This is a genomic window from Acidovorax sp., assembly GCF_046314175.1.
In the GTDB taxonomy this organism is placed as follows: Bacteria; Pseudomonadota; Gammaproteobacteria; order Burkholderiales; family Burkholderiaceae_C; genus Acidovorax.
Genome location: NZ_JBKBXG010000028.1, coordinates 35,308 through 57,261, shown reverse-complemented (window position 1 = coordinate 57,261; position 21,954 = coordinate 35,308). Strand labels below are relative to the sequence as shown.

Below are 21,954 nucleotides of genomic sequence, written 5' to 3'. Positions count from 1 at the left end.
AGTTGCCCGCCTGGTGCCACTTGCCGGTGGATCCCCAGGCCGTATCGCACGATGAGTTCAAGCGCTTGACCCAGCAAGCCCGTGTGATGGTGCGCACGGGTGAGTGCACGCCCTATGCCAACGTGATCCTGGTGGCGGGCGTCACGTTCTGACACAGCCTGGGCGGCCAGGCTGCGGGTTTTGGAGGACTTCGGGCAGGTGCGACCTGCGGTACGCTGCGCAGCAGCCCACGGCGCGGCGTTAAAGCCCGCCACCGAAGCCCCGAATTCCTGCCCCCATGCCCACCACAGCGCCCCACGATCTCCTGCCCCCTGAAATCACCGTTCTCGAACGCGGCTGGCTCTCGGCCAACAACATCCTCTTCATCGGCCAGCACGACACGGCCATCGTGGACACCGGCTACTGCAGCCATGCCGATCAGACTGTGGCCCTGGTGCACGGCGCGTTGGCTGGCCGCGCGCTGGACCGTGTGCTCAACACCCATCTGCACAGCGATCACTGCGGCGGCAATGCCGCGCTACAAAAGGCCTGGCCCGGCGTGCTCACGGCCATTCCACCCGGCCAGGCCGACCATGTGCGCCAGTGGGATGCCTACGCGCTGAGCTACACCCCGACGGGCCAGGAATGCCCACCCTTTCGGGCCGATACGCTGCTCATGCCCGACTCCTGCGTACTGCTGGGCGACAAGCCCTGGCAGGTGCATGCCGCGCCGGGGCACGATCCGCATTCGGTGGTTTTGTTCGAGCCCCAGGGCCGTGTGCTGATCTCGGCCGATGCGCTGTGGGAAAACGGCTTTGGCGTGGTGTTTCCCGAGCTGGAAGGCGATGACGCTTTTGCCGAAGTCGCGGCCACGCTGGATGTGATCGAGAAGCTGTCGCCCCAGGTCGTCATCCCCGGCCACGGCCCCGTGTTTGCCGACGCCCCGCGCGCCATCGACGGCGCACGCCGCCGTCTGGACGGCTTCGTGCGCAATCCGACCAAACACGCGCTGTATGCGGCCAAGGTGCTGCTGAAATACAAGCTGCTGGAGTGGCAGCAGATCAGCATGGCCGACCTCACTGCCTGGGCCCAGGCCACGCCCTACTTCGGCATGCTGCGCGAAACGCATTTTGGAGATCAGGATGAGGACGCGTGGCTGCAGAGCCTCGCGGATGACCTACTGCGGTCTGGCGCAGCGTTGCGTCAGGGGGAGATGCTGCACAACGTGTGATTTGGATTGCGGCGTCTGGGGCAGCTTAGGGCCCTGAGCAGCCGGTGGACGAAACTACCCCAAAGCTGCCGTTGATTCACTACCCACTGGCTTGCAATCCGAACCGCGCTGTCTAGGTGTCCAGTGCCTGCCGACTGGCAAGCTATAGTTTGCTGAGTTGATGCTTGCCGGGTTTGGCGGAAATTTCATGCCTGTGCTTTTGAACAGAGCACTGACCGCAAGCTCGAGCTGGAAGCCACTTTCAGGAGGAATCAATGTCCAGAACATCCCGCACGGTCCAGTTTATCCCGCACGTTTTGCGGGATACATCACGTTGAAAATAATGGATCTCTCGCCCGTAGTCGCTTGGTCGATTCCTTTGTTTGGATTGTTCCTGGCCGGTATGTTCGGCAGGAGCCGGGCGAAATCAGGTGCGACCTCAATCTGGGGCGCCGCCTTCTGTGTAGCCTTGGTTCTGGGGTTCGTTCTGATGTTCGTGCAAGTTGCCTTGCATAGCACCTGTGTCGAGATCAAGGCTTGCATATACCGAGGTGACGGCAATATGAGTTACTGGTTTCAGTCGTTCTTCGCGATCCCACTCTATTGGCTGGTCTCGGGCAGCGTTTGGCAGATGAAGCAATGAATATGATTTTTAACAGGATGCTCGGCACGGACACGCCGCATCAGATAGCCGCTTCGCGGTGCTTGCTGCGTGCCGGGCAGCTTTGACGTTGAGCGTCCCCATTCATTTGCCGGTGACCGACTGCTTCTGGCCGGGAACGGGCAGCGGGTCTTCACACCTGCCCAGCAACCCACAACCGCCCCATCAATGCTTGAACTGCTTGTCGCACCCCGTCACGTGGTTCTTGCTGCTGGACATGCACTGATAAAACGACTTCTTGTTGCCCGATGCGCCCTGGCAGTCTGAGACGCTGTATTTGCCCTTGGCTTCGCGGATCTTGGGCGCCGTGCTGTCGAAAGCTGCTTGGGTCATGTAGCCGTCGCGCACGTTTTTCTGGCCCACTTCCAGCATCAGGTCGGCCTGGTATTTGATGTTGTCCACGGCCGTAGCGCAGTTGAGCGGAGCCTGCTTGCTGTCTACCTTGCCCAGCGAGTCCTTGAGGGCCTCGCCGAATTCCGCCACGTCTTTTGGAATCTTCTTGGTGCCGTCAGGGTTGTACTCGGTGGCACCGGCGGACTTGCCCGCCGTGCTGCCCTTGCTGCCTGCACTGCCTGCACCACCACTGGTGCCGTTGTTGCTCTGCAGCTTCATCGGCTCGGCGTCTTGCTTGGCAGGGGGCGGCTGCGATCCGTAATGGGTCTTGCCGTTCTCATCCACCCATTTGTAGACCGGCTGCGCATGCGCCGCCGTGCCAAAAACCATCATCACGGTGGCCAGAGCCACCCAACCCAGCTTTCTCATGGCTTCCCTTCCATTTATAGATAAAAACGGGCTCTAGCGCTTACCCAATAAGCGCTGATAGCTCTTCTATTTATAGCAAACCACACTTATCGATCAAGGCAGATCCTTGTTCACCTCCGGCGCGGCAACATCGCGCGGGCCGATGGTGCCCAGGCGGCTTTTGAGCGACTGCGGCTGGCCCGTGAGCATGGCGGCGTAGTTGGTGGTGTTGGCGAGGACCTTCTTCACGTAGTCGCGCGTTTCGGAAAAGGGCACGTTCTCGGCCCAGATGGCGGCGTCCAGCACCGGGCCGTTGCGCCAGTTGCGCGGGCGCCCGGGGCCTGCGTTGTAGGCGGCGGCGGCCATGGGCATGGAGCCCGCAAAGTCGTCCAGCGCCAGCTTGAGGTAGGCCGTGCCGATGGTGATGTTGGTGTCGCGGTCGTTGATCTGGTCGGCAGTGAAACCGTTCAGACCGATCTTTTTGGCCGTCCAGCGAGCGGTGGCAGGCATCACCTGCATCAGGCCCGATGCGCCCACATGCGAGCGCGCGTCCATGATGAAGCGGCTTTCCTGGCGGATAAGGCCATAGACGTAGGCGGGGTCCAGGCCGATGCCTTGGGCGCGCTCCACGACCGCGTTGCGGAAGGGAGTGGGAAAGCGCTGGCTGGTCTCGATGAAACCCTTGGTGCGCTCGCTGGTGTTGATGCAGCGGTCCCACACCTCGCGCTGGCACGCAAAGTCGGCAGCGGCCAGCAGTTCGCGGTCGGGCATGCCGCCGCTTTGGTGCAGGTTGGTGGTGTAGTTCCACTCGCGCACGCCCTCGGTGCGCAGGCCCAGCAGGATGGCGTACAGGGCGCGGTTCAAGCCTGGGTTGGCGCGGGCGGCAGCTTTTTCTTCGGCTGTCAGCGGCGCAGGGGCCGGGGGCGTGGTGATGCGCTGGCCCAGCTCCTCCAGCGCCAGCATCTCGTAAAAGCCGCGGGTGCTGGCGATGGCTTCCAGCAACTGGCGGGCTTCGGCGCGGTCGGTATCGCTGGGCTTGCCTGCCAGCAGCGAGCGGGCCTTCCAGTACGCCCAGGTGCTGTCCTGGCGGGCGTCGGCGCTCATGGCGTCCACGGCTTTGCCCACGGCCTTCCACTGGCCTGCGCGCAATGCAGCGCGCACCTTCCAGCCCAGCAGGTCGTCGTTCAGGTCGCTGTCTTTGGTCACGTTGGCAAAGTAGCCTGCAGCGTTGCCCGACAGCTTTTGGGCCGCGGCCTTGCCGATCACGCCCCAGGCCCAGTTGCGCTCTTCGGGCGTGAGGTGCACGCTCCATTTGCTGTCGAGCTGCTGCGCAGCGCCGTCCGGGTCGCCGCCCGCCAGTTTGATCAGGGCCAGCAACACCAGCTCCTGGCGGGCGTTGCCGCGTGCGGTGGCTCGTGACAGAAGGAATTTGGTGGGCGCGTCCAGCACTTCCTTGAGCTGCGGCAGCGAGTCGGGCGAGACGATCTCCACCGCGTTGCGCACCACGCGCGGCCGGTTGGCCTCCACGCCCAGGCGCGCCTTGCGCCAGATGTCGAGCGCCGTGAGCTTTTTGTAACCGTAGAGTTCACCCGCCGCGTGGGTGCAGCCGTCATCGGCATCGCGGATGGCATACCAGTTGCTGCGGACGTCGTCGGCGACGGTGGCGGGCGCTTTGCCCTTGATCTGGTCGATGAGCAAGGCGTAGCAGCGCACCTCGCGGTCGTCCGACATGCGGTAGCTGGGGTGCTGCTCCGCAAATTGCGCCCAGTTGCGGCGCTGGCCCAGCAGCAGCAGCCAGTCGTTGCGCATGCGGTCTTCTTGGTAGCTGCCAGCGTAGCGTTGCATGAACGACTGGATTTCTGCGGGTTGGGCCTCGCCCAGGCGGGCTTTGAGCTCCCAGTAGGCGGCCCAAGGCTCCAGCGCATGGCCGCGTGCGGCGGGCAGAAGCTGCGCGAGCTTGTTGCGATCGCCCTTGCGAAACGCCTGCTGCATCTCCAGCAGGGTATCGTCACCCTTGTTTTGCGCCTGGACAAGGGGCGCAGCGGTAGCCAGCAAGGCGCTGGCGACAAGCGGTGTCAGAATTCGAAACAATTGCATGGGGGAATTATCTGATGGACAAAGCAGCCCTTCGGCGCGCGTTGATAGAAGAACGCCTCAACTTGCCTGATCGCCTACAGCGATCCGACCTGTTACAGCAGGTGATGCGCATCTGGCTGGTGAACCGGCCGGACACCGTGATCGGCGCCTATTGGCCCATCAAGGGCGAGTTTGACCCCCTGCCCGCCCTGCACCGCTGGAAGGAAGACGGCGAGCTGCTGGACGAACCCCAACGCCGCCGCATCGGCCTGCCGGTGGTCAACAAGGTGCACAAAACGCTGACCTTCCACGCCTGGCACCCCGGCTGCCTCATGGAAGAAGACGCCTACGGCATCCCCAAGCCGAAAGACACCGAAGTCATTGTGCCCACGCTGCTGTTTGTGCCTTGCGTGGGCTACGCGCCCGGCGGCTATCGGCTGGGCTACGGCGGTGGTTTTTATGACCGCACACTGGCCACGCTGCAGCCCAAGCCTTTTACGGTGGGGCTGGGTTTCACCCATGGCTATCTGGATGACTTTGAGCCGGAAGAGTTTGACCTGCCGCTCGATGGCATCTTGAACGACAACGGCTTGGTCTGGCCTGTATAGGAAGCCCCCCTGAGCGGCTGCGCCGCTTCCCCCGCAGGGGGACGCCACCAGTGGCCTGGCAAAGCCAGTTCCACGGTGGCACTGGTATTGGGGCCGCGCCTGTTTCCAAGCGCGTAGCCACTGGCAGTGCCTGCTGGTGCCCCGCAGCCTGCGCGGGTACTGTATTGATGCCCACGCGGCATCAAACAGCGTGCCAATGAGCATTGGCGAAAGGCAGGGCCGGGGGTAGCATCCGGGCTTCGTTCCAGCCACATTTTTCACCCATGCTCAAGCTCTACATCGGCAACAAGAACTACTCCTCCTGGTCCATGCGCCCCTGGGTGCTGCTCAAGCAGGCGGGCATCGTGTTTGAGGAAGTGCGGGTGCGCTTCGACAGTTTTGATGCCGATTCGGAGTTCAAGCGTGTGATGGCCCCCGTGAGCCCCACCGGCAAGGTGCCCGTGCTGGTGGATGGCGACCTGGTGGTTTGGGACACCCTGGCCATTGCCGAATATGTGGCCGAAACCCACCTTGGCAAAAACCTCTGGCCCGCAGACGCCAAAGCCCGCGCACGCGCACGCAGCGTCTGCGCCGAAATGCACAGCGGTTTCAGCGCCCTGCGCGGCAACTGCCCCATGAACATTGAGGCGAATCTGGCCGATGCCGGTGCGCTGATCTGGCGCGACCAGGCGGGTGTGCGCGCCGACGTGCAGCGCCTGGTGGACATGTGGAGCGCGCTGCTGCAGGAGCACGGTGGGCCGATGCTCTTTGGCGAGTTCACCATCGCCGACGCCTACTTTGCCCCCGTGTGCATGCGCCTGCACACCTACGCACTGCCCTTGCCGCCCCACATCGCCAACTACGTTCAGCGCGTGCGCGCATTGCCCGGCGTGAAAGCCTGGATCGATGAGGCCCTGGCCGAAAAGGACTTTCTGGACTTCGAAGAGCCCTACCGCCTGCGCCACACAGAAGGCTGAGCACCACCATGGCCGTCACCATCTACCTGCGCTACGTGCTCAACACCAGCAAGCTCAAAGAGTTTGAACACTACGGAAAACTGTGGATACCGCTGGTCGAAAAATTCGGCGGCCAACACCACGGCTACTTCATGCCCAGCGAGGGCGCCAACAACATTGCGCTAGCGCTGTTCACGTTTGAAAGCCTCGCGGCCTACGAGCGCTACCGCGAAGCGTCGATGCAGGACACGGAGTGCCAGGCAGCGTTCCGCTATGCCGAGGAGACGGGGTGCATCGTGAGTTATGAGCGGAGTTTTTTCAGGCCGGTGTTTGGCTGAACGGAACCTCAGCACGAGGGCGACGGGTACTCCCACTGGTTGTTGAATGCATTGAACTTGGGGCTGACCTGCACCCGCATACGGCAACCGTTGGCATAGGCGACTACGCAGCTACCGTTGGTGCAAGATGACTGACACGAAAGAGAACTTGTCTTTGGCCTGCAATCCGAAGTGCTAATCGGTTGCTCTGCAGGTGCAGCGGCGCGCGGCTCAGTCTTAGCAGGGGTCTTTGCTGCAGGCTTGATGGCGGTTGGCTTCCACGTCAGGGTTTTGGTGGGCAATGGCGTATTGACCTGCCATCCACTGGACAAAGCCTGTGCTTCCTCCAATTGCTTGGGCGATAGCTGCTCAGCCACTCGCGCCCGATTGTTCGGCGCCTTGTCGTTGCCCTGGGCAGCAGCCAAGTTGAACAGCGCATATGCGATTACAGGATTGGCAGCTACTCCGCTGCCCTCTTCATACATCACGCCCAAGTTATTCTGGGCATTGCTACTGCCTTGTTCTGCGGCCAGGCGATACCAGCGTATGGCTTCAGCAACGTCCTGGGGAACTCCTTTCCCGTTCGCATAGTTCACGCCCACATTGAACTGTGCCAAAGCATTGCCCTGCTCCGCAGCCTTGCGATACCAACGGACAGCCTCGGCGGCATCCTGCGGCACACCACGACCTTGGACAAACATAAAGCCCAAACTGTTTTGAGCATCGGCATGGTTCTGCTCAGCAGCTTTGCGGTACCACTTGACCGCCTCTGCGTCATCGCGTGCAACGCCTGTGCCATTGGAATAAGCGTCTCCCAGATTGTCCTGCGCATTCGATAGCCCCTGGTCGGCTGCTTTGCGGTACCAGTCGATGGCTTGGCGCATGTCCTGCTTCACACCCCTACCGTCGGCATACATGACCCCCAGCATGTTTTGCGCCCATGCATATCCACGCACAGCGCCCTTGCGATAAAGGCTGACCGCCTCCTGATCACTCTGGGCCACGCCGTTCCCATTCAGATACATGCGCCCCAAACTGAACTGCGCCGCCATGTCGCCCAGTTCAGTCGCTTTGCGGTACCAGTCCACTGCGGCTTTGTAGTCTTGCTGAACACCGTGCCCGTACTCGTGCATTTCGCCCAGTCGATTCAGCGCGGGAGGATAGTTGTGCGCTGCAGCGCGGCGATACCAAGTCATCGCCTCTGCGTACTCCTTCTCACGTTCGTGGACTTCCGCCAAAAGCATCATCGCGCGATAGTGCTCCTGCTCTGCTGCCTTGCGGTACCAAGCAATCGCTTGCGCCCGGCTTTGGGGAACACCTGTACCTTGGAGGTACATCCCCGCCAAGTTCACTTGTGCATCATCCAGCCCAGCGTCTGCAGCCTTGCGAAACCAGATGGCCGCTTCGCGATCATCTTTGGGCACACCTTGCCCGTTGGAGTAAGCCAGACCCAGATTGTTTTGCGCCCTGGAATTACCTTGGTCAGCGGACTTTCGGTACCACTGGGCAGCTTCACGCGCATCTTTGGCGACACCTTGCCCCTGGGCATACAACACAGCCAAAGTATTCTGCCCCACTGCATCGCCCTGCTCTGCCGACTTGCGCGCCCAAACGGCTGCCTGGGCATGGTCCAGTGTCACACCATTTCCTAACAAGTACATCCGCGACAAACTTGACTGCGCCCCCGAATGCCCTTGATCTGCAGCCTTGCGATACCAACCGAACGCAGACTTTGCATCCCGCGCAACGCCCTGGCCGTTTTGATACATCACGCCCAGTGCATATTGCGAGCGAGCATCACCTTGCTCGGCAGACACCTGAAATTCAGCCACGGCTGCAGCGTAGTCCTGTTTCTCGTGCGCAGCAGCGCCTTTTTCAAAGTCGGCCCATGCCGATGGCATGCAGCCCAAGACTGCCAAGCAAATGAAGATGGAGCGGGTAATCGCTGATCGAAGCAACCTCACAACAACTCCACTCAAGGCCTGGACGCTGGCTGACTGGCCGCGTTAGCAGGGGTGGAAGCCTCTGACTGAATCGGACGATACACACACATGACCGCGCCTTCAGTGAGCGCAATCGCGTAACGCACGTCGCAGTTCACTGCAGCAAAGATCACAGGCAATTGGGCATTGCCCCAGTTACGAGGCAGAAATACGACCTTCTGACCCGGTTTGCAAGCTGCAGCCACCACATCACGTTGCCACTCGCTGACTTCGCAAAGCTGCTGTTGTTGAATATCCGCCTCTTTAGGCGAACTGGACTTTGCAGTTTCGGCTGCGGGCTGGTTACACCCCGCTGTGATAAGAAGCGCCACTGATGCGGCGGCGAATGCGACAGGATTTCGGAAAACTGGAAGCTTCACGGTGGCAGAGGTCGATTTTTGACATTTGTTAACAGTGTTGCAAATTGTATCCAGCAAAGCACGGCCTTTTTCGCAAGGAACGCGGAAGCCATGCAACTGCGAACGGCTACCGAAACTGTTTGCGCAAAAACGGCTTATGCCGCGCAATGTGCGCCAGTTGGGCGGGGGCGATGGTGCCGCCCAGGTCTTCCTCTTCCGCGTTGAGTACCTGGTTGGCATAGGCCAGCGCACGGGCCACCACCTCTTCGTCGCTCACGCCCTGCTGCGCGGCCAGGTCCAGCGCCACGCGCTTCATGGCGCGCTGCGACAGCATCCACATGGCGCCAAAGGCATCCCACGCGGCCATCGCCTCTTTGAACTTGTCGCGGTCGGCCAGGATTTCATTGAGCGGCTTGGCCAGGATCTCCTGCAGGTCGTCCACCTGGGCCTTCAGGGCCTCAAACTGCGCCTCGCGCTGCAGGGCTTCGGCGGCGGCGTTGGCCGCTGCGTCGGGCGCCGTGGGCACGGGCACGCTGCCGTCGGGGTTGAGCTGGGCAATGGTGAGGTCGGAGGCAAGGGACATGGTGCCGGGACTATACGGTCCTCGCCCTAAGAGCAGCTAACAAAACTCTTCTGGCGTCGTTACCGCGTCTTGTCGTACTGCCCGTACTGCCCGTACTGCCTGCGACGCAGCGCCTAGCCAGAACCGCTTCGCTGAGTTTTGTTAGCCACTCTAAACTAGCCCGATGCAAATCTACATGGTGGGCGGCGCTGTCCGCGACAAGCTGCTGGGCCGGCCGGTGAATGACCACGACTGGGTGGTGGTGGGCGCCACGCCCGAGCAGATGCTGGAGCTGGGCTACCTGCCCGTGGGCCGCGACTTCCCGGTGTTTTTGCACCCCGAGACACGTGAGGAATACGCGCTGGCGCGCACCGAGCGCAAGAGCGGGCGGGGCTACCGGGGCTTTGTGGTGGAAAGCTCGCCCGATGTGACGCTGGAAGAAGACCTGTCGCGCCGCGATCTTACTATCAATGCAATAGCTACCAGCGCTTACGGGACAAGCGCTGGAGGCATATTTGATCCATATTTTGGCGCCAGGGACATCGAGGCCAAGGTGCTGCGCCATGTGACGGACGCGTTCCGCGAAGACCCGGTGCGCATCCTGCGCGTGGCGCGGTTTGCGGCGCGGTTCACTGATTTCACCGTGGCCCCCGAGACGATGCAACTGATGCGCGAGATGGTGGAGCATGGCGAGGTGGACCACCTGGTGGCAGAGCGCGTGTGGCAGGAGTTGGCGCGTGGGTTGATGGAAGAAAAACCTTCACGCATGTTCGAGGTGCTGCGCGAGTGTGGCGCGCTGGAGGTGCTGCTGCCCGAGGTGGCGCGCCTGTGGGGCGTGCCCCAGCGGGCCGAGTACCACCCCGAGGTGGACACGGGCGTTCATCTGATGATGGTGCTGGACATGTCAGCCAGGCTGCAGGCGCCGCTCACTGTGCGGTTTGCCTGCCTGGCGCACGACCTGGGCAAGGGCACCACGGCCGCCGATGTGCTACCGCGCCACATCGGGCACGAAGAGCGCAGTGCCGACTTGCTGAAAGATGTGGCGGAGCGCTTGCGTGTGCCCGTGGACTGCCGCGAGACCGCCGATGTGGTGGCGCGAGAACACGGCCACATCCACCGCAGCACCGAGCTGTCGGCCGCCGCCCTGGTGCGCCTGCTGGAGCGCTGCGACGCCATCCGCAAGCCCGAGCGTTTTGCCGACATCCTGCTGGCGTGTGAATGCGATGCGCGCGGGCGGCTGGGGTTTGAAGAGTCGGCCTACCCGCAGCGTCCCCGCCTGATGGCCGTATTGGGTGCCGTGCAGGCGGTGGTCACCAGGGACATTGCAGCGCAGGCTGCCGCCAAGGGTGTGAGCGGCCCGCAGGTGGGTGCGTTGATTCACCAGGCGCGGGTGGAAGCGGTGGCGCAGTGGCTCCGTAGCGATGCTGCGGCATGACCTGCGCACGAGGGCGCCTGGTGCATTGAACCGGCTTTAGCAGCTCAGGCGTGCCAGCGGTCCGTCAAAAGGCATAGGCAACCGCCAAGACACCGTTCACGCCTGCCCGGTCGCGCACGATGGGACTGCTGGCGGCATCGCCCTGGAGGCGGCTGTAGGACAGCGCTGCGGTCGCCGATGCGCGCGGTGTGATTGCATAGGTGGCGGACACCGACACACGCACGTCCCGCACCCCTGCGCTGGCCGTGTAGATGCTGCGGCCACTGCGGGCGGCCTGGGCAGCATCGACGCCGAAATACGTCTGCGTGTAATCGGCATTGGCCCAGGTGGCCGCCACACCCGCTCCCATGCGCCAAGCCGGGGCCACTTGCGCCGTAAGTCCCGCACCCAGATCCAGCAGCAGGCCGTTGCGCCCCTGACCTGCGCCATAGCGCAGCGACGAGGTCAAAAACGTGTTGGCCGTAGGCTGCAGGTTGTAAAACGCACCGAGCTCCGGACGCACATCGACGTCGCCCAGACCACGCAGAACCTCCGAGCGGCTTTCATCGCGACCGAAGTCAGCCGTCAGGCGCACACCGTACTGCACACCCGGCTGGCGCGAGAAGTTGTAGCCCACACCATTGGTGGTACCGGCAAACCAGCCATTGGCCCAGCGGTAGTCAATGGCCGGATAGGCACGCGTGCGGCGCTCGTCCGACCCCATGTATCGGTGGCCGGCCACCACCGCCAACCCCACCGTTCCGCCATCGCGGTCAGCTGCGGCGCCGTACAGACGCACGGCGTCAAACGCCTGGGCACGCGCTCCGAAAGACAGCCCGGCTCCGAGAGCGGTGGTGGTCAGCAAGATGGCGATACGGACCGCAGGGGAATGTGCGAGCACGGCAGAGCGCATGATCAACTCCTATACATGGTGGTTGCAAAGTGACTGAATAGTATATTTTTAATACAACCCAGTCAAAACCCGGGGCCGTTCGAGGGGGAAGCGCCGCAGGGCAGCAGGCGCCCCTACCGCACAGGCACACACCAACACCATGGCGCCGGCGCTTCACGAGTCGCTGTGCTGGACGCTGGGATGGGTCTTTCGCACACACAGAAAGAAAACGCGCCCACGCCTGACGGACACCGCGCCTGCGCCCTTCACCAGCGCAGCAGACGCGGCCCTAGCACCGCCCCCAGCGCCGTCGGAATGGCCATGCCCGCCACATACCAGACCGCCAAAAACGGTGAGGCCATCTCGGGGCAATGCAGGGCGTACACCAACGCGCCCAGCGCACCGGCCAGCAAACCGGCACCCGCGCCCGCCCAGGCCAGCCGTGTGGGCGCAGCGCCCTTGAGCGCCCAGAAACCCGCAACAAACGCTGGCACCGACAGCGCCGCGATATTGAACGGGCAGGTGCGCCACGTGCTGCCCAGGATGAGAGGCATGCGCTCTGCGGCAGACACCTGCGACAGGGCGATCAGCGCCATGGCCCACAGCACTACTGGCGGCACGGCCAGCCACAGCGCTGCTTGCCCCACCGCCATGCCCGGGCGGGCCATGCGGCGCAGTAGCGCCAACCCGCCAGCGGCCAACGCGGCGGCAAACACCAGCTTGCCCCAGAACATGGGCACTGCCATGGTCGCCAGCAGGTCGGGGCGCAGGCCGAACATTGCCAGCATCAGCACCCCGGCACCTGCAATGCCTGCAGCGGTGGCGACGGCAAAACGCTGCTCAATCGCCGTGGTCTGCACGGGCCGGTCATCTGCAGCCAGCAGGTGGATCAATTCATCGGTTTTCATGTCATTCCTTGTGGGACTTGCGCAAATCAGGGTGCAACAGCGACCCGTCTACTTGACCAGGTGATTTGCTTGAACCATTTTTTGCGTAAGTCATATCTCTGATCTTGGCGGCCAGGGCCTTGAGGCCCCGGTGCACGCCGACTTTGACGGCCGACTCCGACAGCCCCGTAAGACGCGCCGTCTCGACCACCGACAAACCCTCCAGCTTCATGTACTCAATCGGCAGACGCTGCTTGTCGGGCAAGGTGCGCAGCAACTGCCCCAGGTCGCGCCGGGCCTCGGCGGCCTCGCTGTCGCTGCTGGCGAACAATTCGTCCGCTTCGTCCAGCGGGTCGTTGCGCCCTTCTTTCACCGCATGCGAGCGCAGCCAGTCGATGAGCTTGTAGCGCGCAATCGCATGCGCCCAGGCCGTTACCGGCATTTCGGGCCGGTAGGTGTGGCGCTGGTTGTGCACCGCCAGCAGGGTTTCCTGCACCAGGTCCTCCACTTCATCGGGCCGCTGCGCAAGGCGGCGGCGCAAGAAGGCACGCAGATGCGCGCTCAGCTCTTTTAGAAAGCGCTGGTAAGCGGCTGCGTCGGCGTTCAGGCCCTGCAGCAGCAAACCGCGCAGCCGTTCTTCTATCTCCATGGCGTCTCCCTGGGGGAATTCGGGTCAAAGTGCCTGTGGGTTACATCGCTGGCGAAATAAATGTGGCGCAACAATTTTTTTCGATACGGTGTAACCAGCCCGGCGGGCTGCGCGAATTACAACGCAGATCGGGTAGTTTGGAGCAGCCACAGCGCAGGCTCCCGGTCGGTTTCAACCCTCATCACTTTTTTGGAGAACTTCGCCATGACCACTCGTACCCTCAGCATCGGTGCCCTCGCTCTTGCCGCCCTCGCATCCAGCGCAGCCATCGCTCTAACCAAGCCCGCCGAAGCCGCCAAGCCTGCCATGGAGAAGTGCTACGGTGTCTCGATGGCTGGCAAGAACGACTGCGCCGCCGGCCCAGGCACCACCTGCGCGGGCTCTTCCAAGGTGGACTACCAGGGCAATGCCTGGAAGTTTGTGCCCGCAGGCACCTGTGTGTCGATCAAGACGCCCAAGGGCACGGGGTCGCTGACGCCTGTCAAGGCCTGAGAGGCTGAGAGTCGACTACGTTTATCCATGCCCGCCTAGCGCCATGACGCCGCTCCCTCTCACTGCAGGCCTGGGCCTCAAGCCCCAACACTACGACGAGGCGTTGCACTGCACCGCCCCCGGCCTGTGGTGGGAGGTGCACCCCGAAAACTATCTGGCCGACGGCGGCCCCCGCCTGGCCTGGCTGGAAGCCATTCGGGGCCAGCACCCGGTTGCCTTGCACGGCGTGTCCCTGTCACTGGCCGCCGACGCCCCGCCGGATGAAGCCCATCTGGCCCGCCTGGCAGCGCTGGCGCGACGCATCGAGCCGGTGCTCGTCTCCGAACATCTGGCTTGGTCCACCTGGCGAGGGCAGTACCTGCCCGACCTGCTGCCGTTTCCACGCACGCACGCGGCCCTGCAGCGCATCGCCGACAACATCGCGCGCACGCAGGATGCGTTGCAGCGCCCCATCGCCATCGAGAACCCCACGCACTACCTGCACATCGACGGCCACGACTGGGCCGAAACCGATTTTCTGGCCGAGCTGGTGCAACGCACCGGCTGCAGCCTGCTGCTGGACATTAACAACGTCTACATCAGCGCGAACAATATGGGCTTCAGCGCCCAGGCGTACCTGGATGCGTTTCCGTTGCACGCGGTGGCCGAGATCCACATGGCGGGCCACCACGCAGACCCGGTGCACGGCAACGCCCTGCTCATCGACAGCCATGACGCCACCGTTGCCCCTGCGGTGTGGGCGCTTTACGAGCGTGTGATTGCACGCACGGGGCCAATTCCCACACTGATCGAGCGCGATGACAAGCTGCCCAGCCTCAACGAACTACTGGCCGAGCGAGACCAGGCACACCGGGTGCTGGCTTCTGCCACGCACGAGGAGGCCATGTGCAGCTGAACACCTTTCAGGATGGATTTTCGGCGTCCCTTTTGGGCGACTGCACGACAGCTGAACTGAGCCCTGCGTGGCTCACATCGCTGCAAGCCCAGCCCGGGTTTGCCGTGTATCGCAACACCGTGCTCAAGGCCTGCATGGACGCACTGCAGGCCAATTACCCATCGGTGTGCCAGCTGGTGGGCGACGAATGGTTTCGCGGCGTGGCTGCCGTCTACGCCCGCGCTCACCCACCCACCGACGGACGGTTGATGGACTACGGCGCCGGTTTTGCCGATTTTTTGCAGGCCTTTGGTCCTGCTGCTGAACTACCCTATCTGCCCGCCGTAGCGCAGCTGGACCGGTACTGGACGGAATGCCACCTGGCCGCGGACGCGCATGCCGCGACCGCAGACTGGCTGGCCGCGCAACCGGCTGATGCGCTGGCCACCCTGCACCTGAAGCCCCACCCCTCAGCGCGCTGGGCATGGTGTGCAGAGCACCCGGCGTATGCACTTTGGGCCGCGCAGCGCGAGGGCCTGGAAAGCCATGAAGGCATGCCTTGGCAAGGCGACGGCGGCCTGCTGACGCGACCGCAAGGCGCTGTGGTGTGGTGCCCGCTGACGCAGGCGGGTGCTATGTTTCTGGACGCCTGTTCCCGTGGCGCATGCCTGGAAGACGCCGCTACCGAAACGCTGACAAACGCACCCACCACCGACTTCGCAGCGCTGCTGGGGCAACTGCTCCAGATGGGCGCCCTGACCCCATTCACAAAAATCACCCAGGCTGAGGAGGCCGCATGAACCCCGCCCCGCACCCAACCACCCTCACCCACGCAAAAGGTCCGCGCGCGGTGCTGGCAAGCGTGGCCGATATCACGGCAATGTGTACCCCGCATTCGCTGCTGGCCCTGGTCAACCGTGTCGCCATTGCCGGCATCTTCTGGCTGTCAGCCCGCACCAAAGTGGATGGCTGGTTCACCGTATCCGACAGCGCCTATGCCCTGTTCCGGGAGGAGTACAAGCTGCCCCTGCTGCCCCCCGAGCTGGCCGCGCAGATGGCAACGGTGGCGGAGCATGTGTTCCCCATCCTGCTGGTGCTGGGCCTGTTCACGCGCCTGTCCGCCCTGGCACTGCTGGGCATGACGCTGGTGATCCAGCTATTTGTCTACCCCGATGCGTGGCCCACGCACCTGTCGTGGGCGGGGCTGATGCTGTACCTGGCGGGGCGCGGCGCAGGCAACGTGTCGCTGGACCGGGTACTGGGTATCCGCTGAAAGAAGCGCGCCTCGGCGCTTGCCTCAGCCCGCCGCAGTACGCACCCAGCGCACGATGTCTGCCGCACCCAGGGCGCCCGAGATGCGAACCACCTCGCCGCCCTGCCGAAAAAGAATCATGGTGGGAATGCTGCGGATGGCATAACGCGCCGCAATGGCCTGCTGGGCCTCGGTATTGAGCTTGGCCACGCGCACATGCGGCTCCAGTTCGCGGGCGGCTTGCGCAAACGCAGGCGCCATCTGCAGGCAAGGCCCGCACCAAGGCGCCCAGAAGTCCACCAGCACCGGAATCTGACTGCGACCCACATGGCGGTCGAAGGAGTTGCCATCCAGCTCCAGCGGCGCGCCTGCAAAAAGAGGTTGGTGGCACTTGCCGCAGTCAGGCGCATTGCCCAGGTCCGCAAGCTGCACGCGATTGGTGGTGTGGCAATGCGGGCAAACGATGTGGGGAGCTTCGGTCATGGGTCCGGAGAAAGTGGGTGGTGGTGCGCTCGGCACGCGGTAAGGTTCTTCTCTCACTATGCGGCCAAAACCGAGTGTTTCAAGGTGCATTCGCAGTGGTTCCAAACCATCCAGCTTTAACGCGGCCGGCGTCTATCGGACACTTCTTCTCCGAACAAAAAAATACAAAAACCCGCGCGAATACCAGACTTGAAACACCCTTCCACTGAATCCCGCCTTGCGCAATCTGCTATGGTTTTACCTATGCAGCTGCTCCCCTTACTGACAACTGCCCACGCGCTTTTCCTCGATTTCGATGGCACTCTCACAGAGATGGCGCCGCGCCCCGAGGCGGTGCGTGTCGCGTCTGGACTGGTGCCCACGCTGAGTGCACTGCACACCCAACTGGGAGGTGCACTCGCCATCGTGACGGGACGGCGCGAGGCGGACATTGATATCTTTCTGGCGCCCCTCCGGTTGCCACTGGCCAGCGAACACGGCGCCCAATACCGACTCACGGACACGTCCTACCCGTCGATTGCACAGCCAGACCTGGAACCGGTTCTGCGTGCCGTTCAAGAGCTGGTGACACTTCACCCCGGCCTGCTGATGGAGCCCAAGCGTTCCAGCGTCGCGTTGCACTACCGCATGGCACCCCATCTGGAAGACCTGTGCCGCCAGGCACTGGTGTGCGCGATGCAAGGCGTGGACGGCGTGGAGCTGCTGCCCGGCAAATGCGTGTTTGAAGTCAAGCCGCGTGGCACCAACAAGGGCCAGGCCATCACCGACTTCATGACCCAGGCACCGTTTGCGGGGCGCATCCCGGTGTTTGTGGGTGACGATGTCACTGACGAGGCAGGCTTTGCCGCGGTGCAGGCGCTGGGCGGGTGGGGCATCAAGGTGGGCGAGGGCCCGACCATGGCGCAACACCGCTGCATGACCCCTGCTGCGCTGCGCGGCTGGTTGTCGGCCGCACGCACCCACTGGAACCACCCCCACCAGGAACGCCAACCATGAACACTGCCGCCTTTGAGCCCCAGACGGGCTCCCTGAACCTGGGCGCAATCGGCAACTGCGCCATCAGCGCACTCATCGACAACCACGCCCGCATGGTGTGGTGCTGCTTGCCCCGTTTTGATGGCGACCCGGTGTTCAACGCCCTGCTGCAACCGGGCGACGAAGGTAGCCACTTCGCCATCGAAATCGAAGACCTCGCGTCAGCCCACCAGTGGTACGAGCCCAACACGGCCATTTTGCGCACGCAGCTGTTCGACAAGACCGGGCATGGGGTGGAGATCACCGACTTTGCGCCGCGCTTTTACAGCCGGTCACGCTTTTTTCGTCCCATGACGCTCGTACGCCGGGTGCGACCTATTCAAGGTGCTCCGCGCATCCGTGTGGCGCTCAAGGTGCGCTACGACTGGGGTCAGAGCGAGCCACGCATCACGCGGGGCAGCAACCACATCCGCTATGTGGGCGAGCACATGACGCTCCGCCTGTCCACCGATGCACCGGTGTCGCATGTGCTGTCGGGTCAGTCCTTTGTACTGACCGGCGAGCACAACTTTCTGCTGGGCGCCGACGAGACCCTGCACGACGGCATTGCCGACACGGCGCGACTGTTCGAGCAGGAAACCACCACCTACTGGCGTGGCTGGAGCCGTGCGCTGGCCGTGCCGCTGGAATGGCAAGAGGCCGTCATCCGCGCAGCCATCACGCTCAAGCTGTCGCTGTACGAAGACACCGGTGCCATCGTGGCCGCCATGACCACCAGCATCCCTGAGTCCGCCCACAGCGGCCGCAACTGGGACTACCGCTACTGCTGGCTGCGTGACGCGTTCTTTGTGGTGCGGGCGCTCAACAGCATCTCTGAAGTGGGCACCATGGAGGACTACCTGCGCTGGCTGAGCAACGTGGTAATGGATGCAGGCGATGGCCACATCCAGCCGCTGTATGGCATTGGCCTGGAGCGCGAACTGCCCGAAATCATGATGCCGCAGCTCGCTGGCTACCGCGGCATGGGCCCCGTGCGCGTGGGCAACCAGGCGGCCGAGCATTTTCAGCACGACGTGTACGGCAACATCGTACTGGGGGCCGCACAGGCGTTCCATGACCACCGCCTGCTGCACTGCGCGGGCCTGGCCGAGTTCACCCGGCTGGAGCAGGTGGGGGAGCAGGCCGTGCGGGTGTACGGCCAGCCCGACGCAGGGATGTGGGAGCTGCGCACGCGCGCCCGGGTGCACACCTCGTCAGCGCTGATGAGCTGGGCCGCCTGCGACCGCCTGGCCAAGATTGCCAGTGCCCTGCAACTGCCCGACCGCGCCACCTACTGGAGCGACCATGCCGACCGCATGCGCGCCGAGATTCTGGAAAAGTCGTGGTGCGAATCACGCCAGGCGTTTGCCGAGAGTTTTGGCGGCCACGAGCTGGATGCCAGCGTGTTGCTGATGGCAGAGGTGGGCCTGATCGACCCACGCGACCCGCGCTTTGTCAGCACGGTAGAGGCCATGGAAAAGAGCCTGTGCGATGGCCCCTACATGCGCCGCTACGAGGCCGCAGACGATTTCGGAAAACCCGAAACCGCATTCAACATCTGCACGTTCTGGCGCATTGATGCGCTGGCCCGCATCGGCCGCAAGGCCGAGGCACGCGCCATTTTTGAAACCATGCTGGCCGCCCGCAACCCGCTCGGCCTGCTGTCGGAAGACACGCACCCCGAAACCCGCGAGATGTGGGGCAACTTCCCGCAGACCTATTCAATGGTCGGTGTAATCAACGCTGCCGTGCGCCTTTCAGCCCCGTGGGACACAGTGATTTGAGGCGGTGTCTGACAGCTCGCCACACCCTGTTACAAGGATGATTCCTGGATGAGCAGATTAGTCGTTATCTCCAACCGCGTCGCAGACCCCCGCAAACCAGCCGCAGGCGGACTCGCGGTGGCCCTGGGTGAAGCCCTGAACCAGACCGGAGGCCTGTGGTTTGGCTGGAGTGGCACCGTGGTGGAGGACGGCACGCCGGGCGAAGGCGACCTGCACGCGCGCAACGCCGGTGCTGTGACCCTGGCGACGGTGGACCTGTGCCGTGAAGACCACGACACCTACTACCAGGGCTACAGCAACAGCGTGCTGTGGCCGGTGTTCCATTACCGGCTGGACCTGGCCGACTTCAACGCGGGCTACATTGCGGGCTACCGCCGGGTCAACCAGATGTTTGCCCGCAAGCTGCTGCCGCTGCTGCGTGACGACGACATCATCTGGGTGCACGACTACCACCTGATCCCGCTGGCGGCCGAGCTGCGCGCCATGGGCTGCAAGCAGCGCATTGGTTTCTTCTTGCACATCCCCATGCCACCGCCGCTCATCATGGCCGCCATCCCGCAGCATGAGTGGCTGATGCGGTCCCTGTTTGCCTACGACCTGGTGGGCCTGCAGAGCGAAGCGGACGTATCGCACTTCAAGCGCTATGTGCGCAATGAGGGCAGCGCCGAAGAACTGGACGAGCGGCGCGTGCGCGCGTTCGGGGCCACGGTGGTGGTGCAGTCGTTTCCCATCGGCATTGACGTGGACGAGTTCACCCGGCTCACCCACGCCGCCGACGCGGTGGAAACCTACGAGAACATGCGCGCCGAGTATTCACGGCGCAGGCTGCTGCTGGGCATTGACCGGCTCGACTACTCCAAGGGCATCCCGCAACGGGTGCGGGCCTTTCGCGAGCTGCTGGACCGCTACCCGGAGAACCGGGACAGCGCCACGCTGATCATGATCGCCTCGCCCACCCGCGATGACGTGAACGCCTATGGCGACCTGCGCCAGGAGCTGGAAGGGCTGTGCGGCGCCATCAACGGCGACTATGGCGAGCTGGACTGGATGCCCGTGCGCTACATCCACCGCATGGTGGCGCGCAAGCGCGTGCCGGGCCTGTGCCGCGCTGCCGCAGTGGGCCTGGTCACGCCACTGCGTGACGGCATGAACCTGGTCGCCAAGGAATACGTAGTGGCGCAAGACCCGGACGACCCCGGTGTGCTGGTGCTGTCGCGCTTTGCAGGGGCTGCCGAGCAGCTGAAAGAAGCATTGCTGGTCAACCCCTACGACACCCAGGGCATGGCGGACAGCATTCAACAAGCACTGCAGATGCCACTGGTAGAGCGGCAGGCCCGCCACCAAAAACTGATGGCCCGCATCCGCCAGCACGATGTGCACTGGTGGCGCAACACGTTCCTGAGCGCGCTGCAAGCGGCTGGCGAATAAAACGGCGGCTCAGCCAACCCAGCGGCTCAGAGCCATTTCACCAGCAGGCTGACCACAAAGCTCAGCAGCAGCGTGGACGCGAGCGGCACATCCCAGTCCCGCCCCAGCCACCGAAACCGCAGGTCGCCCGGCAACCGTCCGAACCCCATGCGCCGCAGAACGGGTGACAGCCAGCTGATGAACATCAGGGCCAGGAAGATGACGAGGAACCAGCGGATCATGGTGGGAACATCACAACCGGTGGGAACGGTCGCCGTGCACAAACCCCACAGGCTCCCACGCCTCCCCCGCCCCGAGAGCGAGCACCTTGAACAGCTCGCCCATCTCGTGCTCCATGATCAATTTGGCCGCTATCGCCCGTCCCGCCTGCGGCAGCAGCTCCATTTTTGGTAGCAATCCGCAGTTGATGAGAAAGTGCGCCTGCGTGGTGTAACCCAGCACATTCAGGCCCGCATCCTGCGCGGCCAGCGCCATGGCGGTGAAGTTGACGTGGGCGGTAATGTCTTTGAGCCCTACTTCCACCAGCGGGTCACCATCGGCCAGGTGGCCCTGGTGGCACATCACCGTGCCCATGTGGCGCTGGGGGTGGTAGTACTCGCCCTCGCCAAAACCGTAATCCAGCAAAAAGGCGGCGCCACGCGTGAGCCGGTCGGCCAAGGTACGGACAAAACCTTCGCCCTGGGCGTGGATTTCGGTCAGGTAGTCCTGCGGGCCTTCGATGTCAATGGGCGGGCGCAGATCGGTGGGGCGGTCGGCCCAGGCAAAGCTACCGTCCTCGGCCACCACCACGCCGCGCTCATGCCACACCCCATGCTCATGGCCCCCATGGCGGGCGAGCATTTGCACGGGCATGGCGTCGAGCACCTCGTTGCCCACCACCACGCCGCTGAACTTATCGGGCAGGGCATCCACCCAGCGCAGCTTGTGCGCATGGGCCACCAGCTTGGCCTGCTGGCGCGCGCGCAGGCTGCCCGACAGGTCGACGATGGTGTAGCGCTGCACCTGGTCGCCCAGCGCATCGAGCAACTGCAGCGCCAGCGCTCCAGAGCCCGCGCCAAACTCCCAGACCTCGTCGGTGCCGGTGCGCGCCAGGGCCTCGCCGACCTGCACGGCCAGCGTCTGGCCGAACAGGGGCGTCATCTCAGGCGCGGTCACGAAGTCGCTGCCAGACTCAGGCATGGCGCCGAACTTGGTGGAGTCGTTGGCGTAGTAGCCTAGGCCGGGCGTGTACAGGACCAGGGCCATGAAGCGGTCAAAACCCAGCCATCCGCCCTCGGCGGCAATGGCCTGGGTGATGTGCTGGTGCAGGGCGGTCGTTAAACTGTCGGGTCTTTGGGTCACGGCCCGCATTGTCT

General features: G+C 63.6%; 25 protein-coding genes. 14 read left to right on the top strand and 11 right to left on the bottom strand.

All coding sequences use genetic code 11. The features are described from left to right. The 3 genes from ACK4OE_RS10290 to ACK4OE_RS10280 form a co-directional block, all read left to right on the top strand. A partial coding sequence (locus tag ACK4OE_RS10290; RefSeq protein ID WP_409884721.1) for an RbsD/FucU domain-containing protein occupies positions 1-152 on the top strand: 152 nt, incomplete at its 5' end. 125 nt (positions 153-277) lie between these two features. Next, positions 278-1,210 (top strand): MBL fold metallo-hydrolase, encoded by a 933-nt coding sequence (locus ACK4OE_RS10285; protein WP_409884720.1) that lies wholly within the window; start codon positions 278-280, stop codon positions 1,208-1,210. 187 nt (positions 1,211-1,397) lie between these two features. Further along, positions 1,398-1,832, top strand: coding sequence for a hypothetical protein (locus tag ACK4OE_RS10280; RefSeq protein WP_409884719.1), 435 nt, complete (start codon positions 1,398-1,400; stop codon positions 1,830-1,832). A gap of 183 nt (positions 1,833-2,015) precedes the next feature. On the opposite strand, the gene ACK4OE_RS10275 is transcribed toward ACK4OE_RS10280, so the two are convergent. Both ACK4OE_RS10275 and ACK4OE_RS10270 read right to left on the bottom strand, forming a co-directional pair. Further along, positions 2,016-2,612: a DUF4124 domain-containing protein gene (locus ACK4OE_RS10275; protein WP_409884718.1), complete on the bottom strand. Its 597-nt coding sequence runs from the start codon at positions 2,610-2,612 to the stop codon at positions 2,016-2,018. Positions 2,613-2,705: 93 nt separating this feature from the next. After that, the gene (locus ACK4OE_RS10270) at positions 2,706-4,688 is read right to left on the bottom strand and encodes a transglycosylase SLT domain-containing protein (RefSeq protein ID WP_409884717.1); all 1,983 of its coding nucleotides are present in this window, start codon (positions 4,686-4,688) and stop codon (positions 2,706-2,708) included. A gap of 14 nt (positions 4,689-4,702) precedes the next feature. Between ACK4OE_RS10270 and ACK4OE_RS10265 the strand changes: the two genes are divergently transcribed. The 3 genes from ACK4OE_RS10265 (at position 4,703) to ACK4OE_RS10255 (ending at position 6,548) form a co-directional block, all read left to right on the top strand. Then, positions 4,703-5,275, top strand: coding sequence for a 5-formyltetrahydrofolate cyclo-ligase (locus ACK4OE_RS10265; RefSeq protein WP_306556427.1), 573 nt, complete (start codon positions 4,703-4,705; stop codon positions 5,273-5,275). A 263-nt stretch (positions 5,276-5,538) separates the two neighbouring features. Continuing rightward, positions 5,539-6,231 carry a glutathione S-transferase family protein gene (locus ACK4OE_RS10260; RefSeq protein WP_409884716.1) on the top strand — a complete coding sequence of 231 codons (693 nt, stop codon included), beginning with the start codon at positions 5,539-5,541 and terminating at the stop codon, positions 6,229-6,231. Positions 6,232-6,239: 8 nt separating this feature from the next. Further along, positions 6,240-6,548, top strand: coding sequence for an NIPSNAP family protein (locus ACK4OE_RS10255; protein ID WP_409884715.1), 309 nt, complete (start codon positions 6,240-6,242; stop codon positions 6,546-6,548). A gap of 8 nt (positions 6,549-6,556) precedes the next feature. Here the strand turns inward: ACK4OE_RS10255 and ACK4OE_RS10250 are convergent, their stop codons facing one another. The 3 genes from ACK4OE_RS10250 to ACK4OE_RS10240 form a co-directional block, all read right to left on the bottom strand. Then, positions 6,557-8,428, bottom strand: coding sequence for a hypothetical protein (locus ACK4OE_RS10250; RefSeq protein WP_409884714.1), 1,872 nt, complete (start codon positions 8,426-8,428; stop codon positions 6,557-6,559). A 74-nt stretch (positions 8,429-8,502) separates the two neighbouring features. Further along, positions 8,503-8,889 carry a hypothetical protein gene (locus ACK4OE_RS10245; RefSeq protein ID WP_409884713.1) on the bottom strand — a complete coding sequence of 129 codons (387 nt, stop codon included), beginning with the start codon at positions 8,887-8,889 and terminating at the stop codon, positions 8,503-8,505. Positions 8,890-8,995: 106 nt separating this feature from the next. Beyond that, the gene (locus tag ACK4OE_RS10240; RefSeq protein ID WP_409884712.1) at positions 8,996-9,451 is read right to left on the bottom strand and encodes a hypothetical protein; all 456 of its coding nucleotides are present in this window, start codon (positions 9,449-9,451) and stop codon (positions 8,996-8,998) included. 163 nt (positions 9,452-9,614) lie between these two features. Between ACK4OE_RS10240 and ACK4OE_RS10235 the strand changes: the two genes are divergently transcribed. Next, the gene (locus ACK4OE_RS10235; RefSeq protein WP_409884711.1) at positions 9,615-10,865 is read left to right on the top strand and encodes a multifunctional CCA addition/repair protein; all 1,251 of its coding nucleotides are present in this window, start codon (positions 9,615-9,617) and stop codon (positions 10,863-10,865) included. A gap of 64 nt (positions 10,866-10,929) precedes the next feature. Here ACK4OE_RS10235 and ACK4OE_RS10230 read toward each other — a convergent pair whose 3' ends face one another. The 3 genes from ACK4OE_RS10230 to ACK4OE_RS10220 all read right to left on the bottom strand — a co-directional run bounded on the left by ACK4OE_RS10230 (position 10,930) and on the right by ACK4OE_RS10220 (position 13,272). After that, positions 10,930-11,757: a MipA/OmpV family protein gene (locus tag ACK4OE_RS10230; RefSeq protein WP_409884710.1), complete on the bottom strand. Its 828-nt coding sequence runs from the start codon at positions 11,755-11,757 to the stop codon at positions 10,930-10,932. 245 nt (positions 11,758-12,002) lie between these two features. Beyond that, positions 12,003-12,644, bottom strand: coding sequence for an NrsF family protein (locus tag ACK4OE_RS10225; RefSeq protein ID WP_409884709.1), 642 nt, complete (start codon positions 12,642-12,644; stop codon positions 12,003-12,005). 1 nt (position 12,645) lies between these two features. After that, entirely contained in the window at positions 12,646-13,272 is a 627-nt protein-coding gene (locus ACK4OE_RS10220; protein WP_409884708.1) for a sigma-70 family RNA polymerase sigma factor, read from the bottom strand. Positions 13,273-13,476: 204 nt separating this feature from the next. On the opposite strand from ACK4OE_RS10220, the gene ACK4OE_RS10215 reads away from it, so the two are divergent. Genes ACK4OE_RS10215 through ACK4OE_RS10200 form a run of 4 tightly spaced genes read left to right on the top strand, consistent with a single transcriptional unit; the run spans position 13,477 to position 15,911 of the window. Next, the gene (locus tag ACK4OE_RS10215) at positions 13,477-13,764 is read left to right on the top strand and encodes a DUF2282 domain-containing protein (protein WP_409884707.1); all 288 of its coding nucleotides are present in this window, start codon (positions 13,477-13,479) and stop codon (positions 13,762-13,764) included. A 43-nt stretch (positions 13,765-13,807) separates the two neighbouring features. Continuing rightward, complete coding sequence (locus tag ACK4OE_RS10210) at positions 13,808-14,659, top strand: DUF692 domain-containing protein (protein WP_409884706.1); 852 nt, start codon at positions 13,808-13,810, stop codon at positions 14,657-14,659. After that, on the top strand, positions 14,650-15,438 hold the full coding sequence (locus ACK4OE_RS10205; RefSeq protein WP_409884705.1) for a DNA-binding domain-containing protein: 789 nt from the start codon (positions 14,650-14,652) through the stop codon (positions 15,436-15,438). The genes ACK4OE_RS10210 and ACK4OE_RS10205 overlap by 10 nt, the downstream gene beginning before the upstream one ends. Further along, positions 15,435-15,911 carry a DoxX family protein gene (locus tag ACK4OE_RS10200; RefSeq protein ID WP_409884704.1) on the top strand — a complete coding sequence of 159 codons (477 nt, stop codon included), beginning with the start codon at positions 15,435-15,437 and terminating at the stop codon, positions 15,909-15,911. Before ACK4OE_RS10205 ends, ACK4OE_RS10200 begins: the two co-directional genes overlap by 4 nt. Before the next feature lie 24 nt (positions 15,912-15,935). On the opposite strand, the gene trxC is transcribed toward ACK4OE_RS10200, so the two are convergent. Further along, positions 15,936-16,373 carry a thioredoxin TrxC gene (trxC, locus tag ACK4OE_RS10195; RefSeq protein ID WP_409884703.1) on the bottom strand — a complete coding sequence of 146 codons (438 nt, stop codon included), beginning with the start codon at positions 16,371-16,373 and terminating at the stop codon, positions 15,936-15,938. Positions 16,374-16,616: 243 nt separating this feature from the next. On the opposite strand from trxC, the gene otsB reads away from it, so the two are divergent. Genes otsB through otsA form a run of 3 tightly spaced genes read left to right on the top strand, consistent with a single transcriptional unit; the run spans position 16,617 to position 20,599 of the window. After that, positions 16,617-17,369: a trehalose-phosphatase gene (gene otsB, locus ACK4OE_RS10190; protein ID WP_409884702.1), complete on the top strand. Its 753-nt coding sequence runs from the start codon at positions 16,617-16,619 to the stop codon at positions 17,367-17,369. Next, positions 17,366-19,171, top strand: coding sequence for a glycoside hydrolase family 15 protein (locus ACK4OE_RS10185; RefSeq protein WP_409884701.1), 1,806 nt, complete (start codon positions 17,366-17,368; stop codon positions 19,169-19,171). The genes otsB and ACK4OE_RS10185 overlap by 4 nt, the downstream gene beginning before the upstream one ends. Before the next feature lie 48 nt (positions 19,172-19,219). Next, positions 19,220-20,599: an alpha,alpha-trehalose-phosphate synthase (UDP-forming) gene (gene otsA, locus ACK4OE_RS10180; protein WP_409884700.1), complete on the top strand. Its 1,380-nt coding sequence runs from the start codon at positions 19,220-19,222 to the stop codon at positions 20,597-20,599. A gap of 26 nt (positions 20,600-20,625) precedes the next feature. Here the strand turns inward: otsA and ACK4OE_RS10175 are convergent, their stop codons facing one another. After that, positions 20,626-20,820, bottom strand: coding sequence for a DUF2905 domain-containing protein (locus tag ACK4OE_RS10175; RefSeq protein WP_409884699.1), 195 nt, complete (start codon positions 20,818-20,820; stop codon positions 20,626-20,628). A 10-nt stretch (positions 20,821-20,830) separates the two neighbouring features. Then, positions 20,831-21,949: a class I SAM-dependent methyltransferase gene (locus ACK4OE_RS10170; RefSeq protein ID WP_409884698.1), complete on the bottom strand. Its 1,119-nt coding sequence runs from the start codon at positions 21,947-21,949 to the stop codon at positions 20,831-20,833. Between the last annotated feature and the right edge of the window lie 5 nt (positions 21,950-21,954).